The organism is Micromonospora sp. USAFONa4 (genome assembly GCF_057197825.1).
In genome coordinates this window covers 5693783-5705533 of record NZ_CM170072.1, presented here as the reverse complement: position 1 = coordinate 5705533, position 11751 = coordinate 5693783, and the positions used below count along the sequence as shown (strand labels likewise).

The 11751-nt window shown below is 70.6% G+C and carries 12 protein-coding genes and 1 pseudogene; 8 read left to right on the top strand and 5 right to left on the bottom strand.

Annotated elements, in window-relative coordinates; translation table 11 throughout:
• Positions 1 to 67: 67 nt before the first annotated feature.
• The 7 genes from AC0OO9_RS25145 to AC0OO9_RS25115 all read left to right on the top strand — a co-directional run bounded on the left by AC0OO9_RS25145 (position 68) and on the right by AC0OO9_RS25115 (position 6287).
• On the top strand, positions 68 to 703 hold the full coding sequence (locus AC0OO9_RS25145; protein ID WP_484512822.1) for a hypothetical protein: 636 nt from the start codon (positions 68 to 70) through the stop codon (positions 701 to 703).
• A gap of 131 nt (positions 704 to 834) precedes the next feature.
• Entirely contained in the window at positions 835 to 1176 is a 342-nt protein-coding gene (locus AC0OO9_RS25140; protein WP_089001033.1) for a PadR family transcriptional regulator, read from the top strand.
• Positions 1173 to 2123, top strand: a complete 951-nt coding sequence (locus AC0OO9_RS25135) for a permease prefix domain 1-containing protein (protein WP_484512820.1) — start codon at positions 1173 to 1175, stop codon at positions 2121 to 2123. The genes AC0OO9_RS25140 and AC0OO9_RS25135 overlap by 4 nt, the downstream gene beginning before the upstream one ends.
• A gap of 125 nt (positions 2124 to 2248) precedes the next feature.
• Positions 2249 to 3535: a sensor histidine kinase gene (locus tag AC0OO9_RS25130; RefSeq protein WP_484512818.1), complete on the top strand. Its 1287-nt coding sequence runs from the start codon at positions 2249 to 2251 to the stop codon at positions 3533 to 3535.
• Between the two features lie 14 nt (positions 3536 to 3549).
• Positions 3550 to 4251, top strand: a complete 702-nt coding sequence (locus AC0OO9_RS25125; protein ID WP_484518039.1) for a response regulator — start codon at positions 3550 to 3552, stop codon at positions 4249 to 4251.
• An 81-nt stretch (positions 4252 to 4332) separates the two neighbouring features.
• Positions 4333 to 5226 (top strand): ABC transporter ATP-binding protein, encoded by an 894-nt coding sequence (locus AC0OO9_RS25120; RefSeq protein WP_484512816.1) that lies wholly within the window; start codon positions 4333 to 4335, stop codon positions 5224 to 5226.
• Positions 5223 to 6287 (top strand): ABC transporter permease, encoded by a 1065-nt coding sequence (locus AC0OO9_RS25115; RefSeq protein ID WP_484512815.1) that lies wholly within the window; start codon positions 5223 to 5225, stop codon positions 6285 to 6287. Before AC0OO9_RS25120 ends, AC0OO9_RS25115 begins: the two co-directional genes overlap by 4 nt.
• A gap of 56 nt (positions 6288 to 6343) precedes the next feature.
• Here AC0OO9_RS25115 and AC0OO9_RS25110 read toward each other — a convergent pair whose 3' ends face one another.
• Complete coding sequence (locus tag AC0OO9_RS25110; RefSeq protein WP_484512814.1) at positions 6344 to 7006, bottom strand: ribonuclease FAU-1 family protein; 663 nt, start codon at positions 7004 to 7006, stop codon at positions 6344 to 6346.
• 109 nt (positions 7007 to 7115) lie between these two features.
• Here AC0OO9_RS25110 and AC0OO9_RS25105 point away from each other — a divergent pair.
• Positions 7116 to 7211: pseudogene (locus tag AC0OO9_RS25105) on the top strand (IS5/IS1182 family transposase); the annotation flags it as partial.
• Between the two features lie 120 nt (positions 7212 to 7331).
• Here the strand turns inward: AC0OO9_RS25105 and AC0OO9_RS25100 are convergent.
• The 4 genes from AC0OO9_RS25100 to pdxS all read right to left on the bottom strand — a co-directional run bounded on the left by AC0OO9_RS25100 (position 7332) and on the right by pdxS (position 11563).
• Complete coding sequence (locus AC0OO9_RS25100; protein WP_484512812.1) at positions 7332 to 8972, bottom strand: recombinase family protein; 1641 nt, start codon at positions 8970 to 8972, stop codon at positions 7332 to 7334.
• A 19-nt stretch (positions 8973 to 8991) separates the two neighbouring features.
• Positions 8992 to 9741, bottom strand: a complete 750-nt coding sequence (locus AC0OO9_RS25095) for a YebC/PmpR family DNA-binding transcriptional regulator (protein WP_393167027.1) — start codon at positions 9739 to 9741, stop codon at positions 8992 to 8994.
• A 197-nt stretch (positions 9742 to 9938) separates the two neighbouring features.
• On the bottom strand, positions 9939 to 10547 hold the full coding sequence (pdxT, locus tag AC0OO9_RS25090; protein ID WP_484512810.1) for a pyridoxal 5'-phosphate synthase glutaminase subunit PdxT: 609 nt from the start codon (positions 10545 to 10547) through the stop codon (positions 9939 to 9941).
• A gap of 98 nt (positions 10548 to 10645) precedes the next feature.
• Positions 10646 to 11563 (bottom strand): pyridoxal 5'-phosphate synthase lyase subunit PdxS, encoded by a 918-nt coding sequence (pdxS, locus tag AC0OO9_RS25085; protein ID WP_151456191.1) that lies wholly within the window; start codon positions 11561 to 11563, stop codon positions 10646 to 10648.
• Between the last annotated feature and the right edge of the window lie 188 nt (positions 11564 to 11751).

Sequence of the window (11751 nt, the reverse complement as noted above, 5' to 3'; positions counted from 1 at the left end):
GAACCGATCCGGCCGGACGGGTGACCAACAGGACAAGGACACCCGCACTCCGGAGGAGGAGATCCCCGTGCACCGTCTCTCGTACACCGTCGTCACCGCCCTACTGGCCACGGCCGGGCTCGTGCCGATCACCACGGCGGCACCCGCTGCCGCCGCGCCCAGGCCGGCCGCCGTCGCCGGGAACCTGTCCGAACGTGCCGACGGCCACCTCGGCGCGGGTACGGACGGCGCCGCCCGCCCGGCCGCCGCCGACCCCGACGAGGTCCGGCTCATCAGCGTCCGGGGCGCGGGACCGTTCCGGATCGGGGCTTCCCTGGACCGCCTCTCGGCGGCCGGCCTCATCGACTGGGTCGCGCCGGGCTGCGGCCGCACGGTCCACACCGGCGTCACCGGAGCCTGGGCAGGCAAGATCATCCTGACCTTCCGCGACGGGCGGCTGGTCGCGGTGGGCACCGCCACCGCGCCGCCGCGCACGCCCGCCGGGGCGGGGGTGGGCATGCCCTTCGCCGCACTGGAGGAGATCTACGGCCCGCGCGGCTCGATGATCCGCAACGACGCGGGCGACGAATCGGCGTACCTGGTGCGGGTCGGTTCCCGGGTGGAGCTGTTCACCGGACACCCGATCCGGCCGGGGGTGGGCTACCTCGAGGTCGGGCTGGCGTCCGTCGTCGAGCGCGGCTTCCGGGAGGGCCGGTCCTGCTGAGCGACAGGCACCCACGGCGGCGGACCCCTCCGAGGGCCCGCCGCCGTCCGTTTCGCCCGAACACACGATGTTGACGCGCACGATGATGTAACGCTGGACGACAGTGTGTGCCACACAATATGGTGTGACACATGGTTAGCGATGAGATCCTGCGAACGCACCTCCAGGAGTTGCGCCGGGGCACCGTGGTGGTGGCCAGCCTCGTCGCGCTGCGCCGTCCCGACTACGGTTACGCGTTGCTGCAACGCCTCTCCGACCACGGCTTTCCGGTCGACGCCAACACGCTCTACCCGCTGCTGCGGCGGCTGGAGGAGCAGGGGCTGCTGACCAGCGAGTGGAACACCGAGGAGAGCCGGCCGCGCAAGTTCTACCGGACCAGCGAGGAGGGCGAGTCGGTGCTGGGCCGGCTCCTCACCGACCTCGCCACAGTGCAGACCTCCCTGACCGGGCTGATCGAAGGAGCCGACCGATGACCACCCTGACCGACCGATACCTCACCGCGACCCTGCGCTCGGTGCCGGTCGCGCGCCGCGCGGAGATCGACACCGAGCTGCGCGCCTCGATCGCGGACATGGTCGAGGGCCGTACGGCCGGCGGGCAGGACCCCGCCGTCGCCGAGCGGGAGGTGCTCACGGAGCTGGGCGACCCGGACAAGCTCGCCGCCCGCTACGCCGACCGCCGGTTGCAGCTCATCGGCCCGGCCTACTACCTGGCCTGGTCGCGGCTGATGAAGCTGCTGCTCAGCTTCATCCCGGCCCTGGTCGGCGTGCTGGCCGGCCTGCTCAGGGTCGCCGACGGCGGCAACGCGGGCGAGGGGATCGGCGCGGGCATCACCACCGCCTTCCAGGTGGCCGTCCAGATCGCCTTCTGGGTGACCGTGGTCTTCGCGGTGCTGGAACGCACCAAGACCCCCCTGCACCTGCCCGCGTGGAGCGTCGACCAGCTTCCGGAGGACACGACCGACCGGCAGATCACCCTCACCGACATCGCCGCCTCGGTCACCTTCCTGGCGCTGGTCATCGCCTACCTGCCGATGCAGCACTTCCGCTCGTTCGTGCCCACCGACGACGGCGAGAACCTGCCGATCCTCGACCCGGCGCTGTGGAGCTTCTGGCTGCCGTTCCTGATCGTGGTGCTGGTGGCCACGATCGGCCTGGAGTTCGCCAAGTACCGGGTCGGGCGCTGGACCTGGTCGCTGGTCGCGGTCAACGCGGTGCTCGGCCTGGCGTTCGCGGCGCCGGTGGTCTGGCTGATGTCGACCGACCGGCTGCTCAACCCCGAGTTCGTGGCCCGTTTCGAGTGGCTCGGCGAGGGCGACAACCTGAACATGGTGGCGACGGCCGTGATCGCCGGCACGGTGCTGGTGACGCTCTGGGACATCCTCGACAGCGTCGTCAAGACGTGGCGCAACCGCACCTGATCCAACCGTCACGGCCCGGCACGCCACGCGTGCCGGGCCGTGACGCGTCCGGTCCCGCGACGGAGCCGGCCGCCCCAGCCGGGTGCCGGACCGGCGGCGCCCGGCGGGATGAGATCCTGACCTGGATGAACAGCGACACCGACGAGGACTGGCGGCGGCCGGGGCCCACCCCGGAGCAGCGCCGGCTGGACGTCTACATCGGGCTGGGCGCGACCGTCCTGGCGCTGTTCAGCCTGACCCTGGCCCGCAGCGCCGGAGCGTTCCTGCTCGGCCCGCCGCCGTCCGGCCCGGAACAGATCTTCTGGACCGTCGCGGTAACCCTGCCGCTGATCTGGCGACGCCGGTTCCCCGCCGCCGTCACGCTGGTGGTCTCGATCGCGTTCATCGCCGCGCAGGCCCGCTCCGCCCCGGAGACGCAGCTCGCCTCGTGGGCGCTGTTCGCCGCCCTCTACACGTTGGGCGCGTGGGGCCGGGAACGGCGGCTGTCCCGGCGGCTGCGGATCGGCGTCATCGCCACCATGTTCCTGTGGCTCGGGGTCTACTACGCGACCACCTACACCACCATCCCACCGGACGCGTTCGCCCGCGCCGTCGGGCCCGTGCCCCCGTTGCTCGCGGCCATGGTGAACGGGGTGCTGGTCAACGGCCTCTACTTCGGGTTCGCGTACTTCTTCGGGGAGACGGCGTGGCTGGCCGCCCGGCGCCAGCACGAGGTGCAGGCACGCGCCGAGGAGCTGCGCCGCTCGCAGGCCGAGATCCGCGAGCACGCGGTCGTGGGCGAGCGGGTCCGCATCGCCCGGGAACTGCACGACGTGGTCGCCCACCACGTGTCGGTGATGGGGGTGCAGGCGTCCGCCGCCCGCCGGGTGTTCGACAAGGACCCGGTCAAGGCCCGCGCGGCGCTGAGCGCGATCGAGGAGACCGCCCGCACGGCCGTCGACGAGCTGCGCCGGATGCTCGGCCTGCTCCGCGCCCGCGACGGCGGCCCGGACCGCCCGGAGCAGCCGGGACCGGCCGGAGTCGACCAGATCGCGGCCATGGTCGAGCGCGCCCGCGAGGCCGGGCTGCGGGCCACCATGGGCGTGTACGGGGACCCGGTGCCGCTGCCGGAGTCGGTCTCGCAGGCCGCGTACCGGGTGGCCCAGGAGGCCGTGACGAACACGCTCAAGCACGCCGAGGGCGCGACCGCGCTCGACGTGCGCATCCGCTACCTGGCACACGAGGTGGAGGTCGACGTGACCGATGACGGACGGGCGACCCGCCCGGCGAACGCCGACGGGCTCGGCCTGGTCGGGATGCGCGAGCGGGTCGCCACCCACGGCGGCGCGCTGGAGGTCGGCCCACGCGCCGGCGGCGGCTGGCGGGTACGGGCCCGGTTCCCGCTGCCGCTGCCGGTGGGGCGGCCCGCGTGAGCGCCGGACAGGAGCTGCCCGGAACCGACCGTCCCGTCCGGGTGCTGCTCGCCGACGACCAGCACCTGGTCCGGACCGGCTTCCGGGTCATCCTGGAGGTGGAGGACGACATCGAGGTCGTCGGGGAGGCCGCCGACGGGGAGCGCGCCGCCAGCATGGCCCGGGCGCTGCGTCCCGACGTCGTGCTGATGGACGTCGAGATGCCCGGGGTCGACGGGCTGGAGGCCACCCGCCGGATCACCGCCGGGGAGGACGGGCCGGGCGGGCCGGCCGTACTGATCCTCACCACGTTCGACCGGGACGACTACCTGTTCGCCGCGCTGCGCGCCGGGGCCAGCGGCTTCCTGCTCAAGAACGGCACCCCGGAGGCCCTGATCGAGGCGATCCGGGTGCTCGCCCGGGGCGACGGTCTGCTCGCTCCGGAACTCACCCGGCGGGTGATCGCCACCTTCGCCCGCCCCGGCGATCCCGGCCCGCCGGGCAGCCCGAGGACGGCTCCCGAGGCCGCGCTGCGGGACCTCACCCCCCGCGAGCGGGAGGTCCTGGTCCTGGTCGCCGGCGGCGCCAGCAACGCCGAGATCGCCGCCGAGCTGCACCTGGGCGAGGCGACGGTGAAGACCCACGTCAGCCGGGTGCTCGCCAAGCTGGGCCTGCGCGACCGGGTGCAGGCGGTGGTCTTCGCGTACGAGCACGGGGTGGTGCGCCCCGGCGGCTGACCCGGCTCCGCCATGAGGGGGACGTCGTGCTCGATCTCGGGGCGGACGGCGGGGCGCGGCCGGCGATCTAGCGTCGACGCCGTGACCAATGTGCTCCGCCTCGACGGCGTCGACCGCAGCTTCGGCGACCGGCGGGTGCTCCAGAACGTGTCCTTCGACGTGGCCGCCGGCCGGATGACCGGCTTCGTGGGCGGCAACGGCGCCGGCAAGACCACCACCATGCGAATCATCCTCGGGGTGCTCGCCCCGGACGCCGGCGAGATCACCTGGCAGGGCGCTCCGCTGAGCCGGCAGGCCCGCCAGCGCTTCGGCTACATGCCGGAGGAACGCGGCCTCTACCCGAAGATGAGCGCCCGGGACCAGGTGAGCTACCTGGGTCGGCTGCACGGGATGACCGCCGCCGCGGCGCGACGCAACACGGACGCGCTGCTGGAGCGGGTCGGGCTCGCCGAGCGCGGCGACGACCTGCTGGAGACGCTGTCGCTGGGCAACCAGCAGCGCGCGCAGATCGCCGCCGCCCTGGTGCACGACCCCGAGGTGCTGGTGCTCGACGAGCCGTTCTCCGGGCTCGACCCGTTGGCCGTGGACACGGTCGTGGCGGTCCTGCGGGAGCGGGCCGCCGCGGGCGCGCCGGTGCTGTTCTCCAGTCATCAGCTGGACGTCGTCGAGCGGCTCTGCGACGACCTGGTGATCATCGGGGGCGGCGTGATCCGGGCCGCCGGCAGCCGCGAGGAGCTGCGCGCGACGTACACCGTGCCCCGGTACGAGTTGGTGGTGCAGACCGACGCCGGCTGGCTGCGGGACCAGCCGGGGGTGACCCTCGTCGACCTGGACGGCGCGCGCGCCGTGTTCGACCTCGCGCCCGGCGCGGACGAGCAGCCGGTGCTGCACGCGGCGCTCGCGCGCGGCCCGGTCCGCGCGTTCCGCCCGGTCAGCCCCTCCCTCACCGAGATCTTCCGAGAGGTCGCCCAGTGAACACGATGCAGGCCACCCGGCTGGTCGCCGGCCGGGAGATCCGGGTCAAGCTGCGCGACCGCACCTTCCTGTTCAGCACCCTGTTCTTCCTGCTGATCGCCGCCGCCGCGACCATCCTGCCGCCGCTGCTCTCCGGCGGCCCGTCGAGCGTGGCGGCGACCGCGTCGGCGGCCGGCCCGCTGCGCGAGGCGGGGCTGGAGGTCCGTACGGTCCCCGACGACCGCGCCGCCGAGCAGGCCGTACGCGACGGCGACGTCGACGCCGCGGTGGTCTCCGGGCCGGCGGTGCTGGCCATGGACGAAGCCCCCGACGACGTGGTGGCGGCGCTGAGCACGCAGCCCACGGTCCGGCTGCTGGACCCCGACGCGGTGGACCCGGTGGTGGCCTTCCTGGTGCCGTTCGCCTTCGCGTTCATCTTCTTCGTCACCTCGCAGACCTTCGGCGTGCAGATCGCGCAGAGCATCGTCGAGGAGAAGCAGACGAGGATCGTGGAGATCCTGGTCGCCGCGGTGCCGGTACGGGCGTTGCTGGCCGGCAAGATGATCGCCGGCACGGTGCTGGCGCTCGGGCAGATCGCCCTGGTCGCCCTAGTGGCCCTGGTGGGCGTGCAGTTCGGCGACAGCGGCGGGCTGCTATCGCTGCTGGCCCCGGCGATCGGCTGGTTCCTGCCGTTCTTCCTGCTCGGCTTCGTGCTGGTCGCGGCCATGTGGGCGGCGGCCGGCGCACTGGTGAACCGCCAGGAGGACATCGCCGGCGTGTCGACGCCGGTGCAGCTCGCGGTCATGCTGCCGTTCTTCGCGGTGATCTTCCTGAACGACAACGCGACGGCCATGCGGGTGCTGTCCTACGTGCCGTTCTCCGCGCCGACGGCCATGCCGTTGCGGCTGTTCACGGGGGACGCGGCCGGCTGGGAGCCGCTGGTGTCCCTGGCCCTGCTGCTGGTCGCGGCCGCCGCGTTCGTGGCCGCCGGGGCCCGGGTGTACGAGGGCTCGCTGCTGCGCACCAACGGCCGCACCTCGGTGCGGACGGCGTGGCGGTCGCGCGAGAAGACGCTGGGCTGAGCGTCGGCGTCGGCGGGCCACCGGCCCGCCGACGCGGCACGTGCGGCCGGCGGCGATCAGCGGGGCGGTGGGACCGTGTCCCAGCCGGTCGGCAGGGCCGGCACGCGCCAGGCCGGGTCCGGACGCCAGGTCGACCAGGCCTCGTCCCACCAGCGCTCCCCCGCGTCGAGCAGGGCGGCGATCCGGTCGCCCTCGGCCCGGATCGCGTCGGCCATCCCCGGGTAGCGCCCCTCTTCCAGGCGCTGGGCAAACATCTCCACGTCCTTCCAGACGTAGCGGTCGGCGCCGGCACCCCACCAGAGGTCCAGCTCGTGGTCGAGGGTGTCCACCCCGATCGGGGTACGGCGTAACGGCTCCTGGAGGTTGAAGTACCACCCGGCGAAGGCGCGCTGCGGGCCGGTCCAGAAGACGTCCACGGAGTGCGCCTCACCCGGGCGGTGCAGCATCAGTTTGCCGTGCCCGCTCCACGCCCGGTGCCCGGCGACCTGCCACGGGTGCCGCCCGCACGGGAAGCCGCCGGCCTCGGGGAAGCCGAACTCCGCGCCCGGGGGCAGGTAGAGCACGAACAGGTCGGGCGTGTCCTCGACGCAGATCGTCGGGCAGCCGAACCACACCTCGCCGCGCAGGATCTCGCGCCGGACCACGACGTCGCCCGGCGCGAACCGGCCACCGTCGCCCGCCCGTCCACCGTCTCGCTCCGTTCGGCCCGAGTGGTCCACGCCCCGCAGCCTAGCCAGCGCGGGGCGGCGCACCCCCGACCGCGGACCCGGCGAGTCCGGCGAAATCCCGATCGACCGGGTCGTCGACCAGAAGCCCTACTACTCGGGTAAACACAGCTTCCGGCTCAGACTGTCACGCAGGCAGAGAGCCGTGAACCGCGCCCGCGGTGAGCGAGCGATTGCCACGCTCAAGACCTGGAAGTTGAAAATGGCTCTCTTATGGCATCGCTCAGAAGTGAGCGGAGTACACCGCTCAGATTGGATATAAGAGCAGGTCAGAGGCCATAAAATCAGCCGCACCCCTCAGATATGACATAACAGCAGGTTAGGCGGACATCTTCGCCTTGATACGGGCTGCCAGGTCCCCATGCCAGACAAGCCAGACGTAACACCCGCCAGTGTCAGAAGACTCAAAGTGCACCATGTGACCGTTACCCTCAGTCATCGTCAGCTTTTCCCAGTACTGGTTAACCGCCTGCGGATCTTCCTCTAACTGCTTCGCGGCAAAGATCCTTATCCCAGATTCGCGAAGCAGCTTACGACGATCGTTGGTGCCGGACTCATCCCAAAGCTGCCGGTAGGTTTTCCCGGTCGGAACATACTCCCAACCCTCCGCACGGGAAGGCTGAGCGGCTAACTCCTCTCGCTGTTGCTCAAGACTGGCATACATTTGCCGGAATTCAGCCGTACCCTTCTCGCCCCGGAAAAGCCCTGCCGCCCGATCCTCCCGCAGTTCACTCAAGCGCTCTTCAACCGCAGCGAGTTGCGTTGCAGTATCGTCGCCAGGCAGCCATATCCTCCGCATCACGTCCAGGTGACCTATAGTGGCGTAAATACCATCGGCTACGGCTTGCTCAACCTGTTCGGCTCTGGGAGCGCCCGCAGTGCAGCCGTTCTTTAGTTTCGTACGCCCCGCGCAGCGGTAATAGCGGTATTCACGGCCTGGCTTCACCATCCAATGGAAGTGCATGGGTTCGCCGCACTGAGGACAGGACGCCTCGCCGGACAGCAACGCATTAGGAGCGCTCCTGCGCTTGGGCCGCCTCGCTCCGTTGATCGATTCCTGTAGCGTCGACCAATCCTCTTCGGAAATCAGCGGCTTGCCGCGTAGGACAGGATTTCCGTCGTCATCCCTGACGATCTGCCGGTTATCCGTCAGGTAGCCCAGTAGCACGGGGTTGGTGAGAATGCGCCGTAGCGTCATGTCGGTCCACGCTTGAGGAGGAAGCGGCTGCCCTGTGTCCTTGTTTTTACGAGCCTCGCCCGTATCGCGCATAGCGGAGTGATCTCTAGGAGACAGGATCCTTCTCGCGTTGAGATCTCTCGACACGCCGTTGATGCTCTCTCCCGCAACGATCCGTTGCACAATCTCCCGCAGGATAGGAGCACTGACCGGATCGTGTTCCAGCTCCAACTGACCACGCAGTGCACGCCGGTAGCCGTATGGCGTCAGGCCACCCGTGGAGCGCTTTTCTTTGCGAAGTCGCTTCACTCTCGACTGTGCACGTGATCTCATCCGCGCTAGCTCAGCGCGTGCCATCTCCGCTTTGATCACGAAATTCAGGCGGAACCCATCCCCGTCCGCAGAGTCAAGCCGATCGTCATAGCCCAGGAGCCGAACTTCAGGGCGCACCTTCCTGCCCGTGTCAGGGTCCTTGCCCTCGATGATGTCCAGAATCGCTGCTGCGACGTTCAGCCCTTCACGGGATAGCCGGTCTACGTGCCATGTCACGAGCACGTCAGCGCGGCCCTCAACGGCGTCAGCGAGCCACGCACGGAACGCAGGACGGTCACGGACGCCACCAGACTGCCCGTCGTCCACGTGAAGCGCTACCTCTGTGAAGCCACGTGCAGCACAGAGCGCCCGAAGATCATCAATCATGCCCTGCTTGGACAGGTTGCGATCGTCGGACGCTCTGGACAGCCGTACGTACAGGCTTGCGCGCGGGGGGCTGCTCCTGCTCATGGCAGGAGACTAGACACCCTCAGGCGAGTTGTTCAACTATCTCGTCGGAGACGTCGAAGTTCGCGTAGACGTTCTGCACGTCGTCGCAGTCCTCCAGGACGTCGATCAGCTTGAAGATCTTGCGGGCGCCCTCCTCGTCGAGGGGGACGTTGACGCTCGGGATCAGCGACGACTCGGCCGACTCGTACTCGATGCCGGCGTCCTGGAGCGCGGTGCGCACGGCGATCAGGTCGGTCGGCTCGGAGACCACCTCGAACGCCTCGCCCAGGTCGTTGACCTCCTCGGCGCCGGCGTCGAGGACCGCCATCATCACGTCGTCCTCGGTCGTGCCGGCCTTGGGGACGAGCACGACGCCCTTGCGGGAGAACATGTACGACACCGAGCCCGCGTCGGCGAGCGAGCCGCCGTTGCGGGTCAGCGCGGTGCGCACCTCGGTGGCCGCGCGGTTGCGGTTGTCGGTGAGGCACTCGATCAGCATCGCCACGCCGTTGGGGCCGTAGCCCTCGTACATGATGGTCTGCCAGTCGGCGCCGCCGGCCTCCAGGCCCGAGCCGCGCTTGACGGCGCGGTCGATGTTGTCGTTGGGGACCGAGTTCTTCTTCGCCTTCTGGATGGCGTCGTAGAGCGTCGGGTTGCCGGCCGGGTCACCGCCGCCGGTGCGCGCGGCGACCTCGACGTTCTTGATCAGCTTGGCGAACATCTTGCCGCGCTTGGCGTCGATGACCGCCTTCTTGTGCTTGGTCGTCGCCCACTTTGAGTGGCCGGACATCTGCTACCTCCGTTGCTACCCGCCGTCTGCATCGACCGACCGCGCACGCCCCCGCTCCCGCCGGCGCACGCGGTGGTGCCGGGCAGCCCTGCGGGAAAGCCGTGGACGGGCAGCTGGCCCCGCCGAATCTCGGCAATCCTACCGACGCCCGGCGGGTCGCTGTCACCGCGCCGCGCGCCGCCGCCCCGCCCCGCCACTCAGCGGGACGCGCGGACCATCGCCACGAAGTACGCGTGCACCCGCGCGTCGCCGGTCAGCTCGGGATGGAACGAGGTGGCCAGCAGGTTGCCCTGCCGCACCGCCACGACCCGCCCGGCGGCCGGGCCCTCGGTCACCGTGCCGAGCACCTCGACGCCGTCGCCGACCCGCTCGACCCACGGCGCCCGGATGAACACCGCGTGGAACGGGCCGCCCTCGACCCCGGTGACCCCCACCGGCGCCTCGAACGAGTCGACCTGCCGGCCGAACGCGTTGCGTCGTACGGTCATCTCGATGCCGGCGAAGCCGCGCTGGTCGGGCCGGCCGTCGAGGACCTCGGTGGCCAGCATGATCATGCCGGCGCAGGAGCCGTAGACCGGCATGCCGCCGGCGATCCGCTTGTCGATCGGCTCGCGCAGCTCGAAGATGTCGGCGAGCTTGCTGATCGTGGTCGACTCACCGCCGGGGATGACCAGCCCGTCCACCGCGTCCAGCTCCTGCGGGCGGCGTACCGGGCGGGCGTCCGCACCGGCCGCGGCGAGCGCGGCGACGTGCTCGCGGACGTCCCCCTGGAGGGCGAGCACGCCGATCACGGGTGCGTCGCTCATCTGCCGTTCCTCTCGTAATGAACGTGCCGGCGTGGTTGCTGTGAAGGAAGGGCACCTTCCTATGCACCAGGCGACAGGATGGTGCCCTTCCTAACAGCTCACCAGCCGCGCTCGGCCAGGCGGTGCGGCTGCGGGATCTCGTCGACGTTGATGCCGACCATCGCCTCGCCCAGGCCCCGGGAGACCTTGGCCAGCACGTCCGGGTCGTCGTGGAAGGTGGTGGCCTTGACGATCGCGGCGGCGCGCTGCGCGGGGTTGCCGGACTTGAAGATGCCGGAGCCGACGAAGACGCCCTCGGCGCCCAGCTGCATCATCATCGCGGCGTCGGCCGGGGTGGCGATACCACCGGCGGTGAAGAGCACCACCGGCAGCTTGCCGCTCTCGGCGACCTCCTTGACCAGCTCGTACGGCGCCTGGAGCTCCTTGGCGGCCACGAACAGCTCGTCGGTCGGCAGCGAGCTCAGCCGGCGGATCTCCTGGCGGATCTTGCGCATGTGGGTGGTGGCGTTGGAGACGTCACCGGTGCCGGCCTCGCCCTTGGAGCGGATCATGGCCGCGCCCTCGGTGATCCGGCGCAGGGCCTCGCCGAGGTTGGTCGCCCCGCAGACGAAGGGGACGGTGAAGGCCCACTTGTCGATGTGGTTCGCGAAGTCGGCCGGGGTCAGCACCTCGGACTCGTCGACGTAGTCCACGCCGAGCGACTGGAGGATCTGGGCCTCCACGAAGTGACCGATCCGGGCCTTGGCCATGACCGGGATGGAGACGGCGTTGATGATGCCGTCGATCATGTCGGGGTCGCTCATCCGGGACACCCCGCCCTGGGCGCGGATGTCGGCGGGCACCCGCTCGAGCGCCATCACCGCGACGGCGCCGGCGTCCTCGGCGATCTTGGCCTGCTCGGCGTTGACCACGTCCATGATCACGCCGCCCTTGAGCATCTCGGCCATGCCGCGCTTGACGCGGGCGGTGCCGGTGACGGGGCTGGCGCTAGCGTTCTGGGCAGTGGTTTCGGGCACGGGTCATCGCTCCTCGAACGTGCTCGGGGGGTGGCTGCGGAAATGCTACGACGGCTCCAACGCCGATCCGACAGCCAATCAGACCCACGGTGGCCTGCACTGTGGCAGCCATCACCGGCCCCGCGTGGTTCCTCCCCACCTGCCGCGCCGCTCCCAAATGCGAAGTCCGTCCCCTCCCCGCCCGCGAT

What these genes read in the sequence shown, in the direction of transcription:
- pdxT (WP_484512810.1), bottom strand. Translation starts at nt 10,547, where the DNA reads ATGAGCGACGCACCCGTGATCGGCGTGCTCGCCCTCCAGGGGGACGTC.
- AC0OO9_RS25130 (WP_484512818.1), top strand. Translation starts at nt 2,249, where the DNA reads ATGAACAGCGACACCGACGAGGACTGGCGGCGGCCGGGGCCCACCCCG.
- AC0OO9_RS25140 (WP_089001033.1), top strand. Translation starts at nt 835, where the DNA reads ATGGTTAGCGATGAGATCCTGCGAACGCACCTCCAGGAGTTGCGCCGG.
- AC0OO9_RS25135 (WP_484512820.1), top strand. Translation starts at nt 1,173, where the DNA reads ATGACCACCCTGACCGACCGATACCTCACCGCGACCCTGCGCTCGGTG.
- AC0OO9_RS25100 (WP_484512812.1), bottom strand. Translation starts at nt 8,972, where the DNA reads ATGAGCAGGAGCAGCCCCCCGCGCGCAAGCCTGTACGTACGGCTGTCC.
- AC0OO9_RS25095 (WP_393167027.1), bottom strand. Translation starts at nt 9,741, where the DNA reads ATGTCCGGCCACTCAAAGTGGGCGACGACCAAGCACAAGAAGGCGGTC.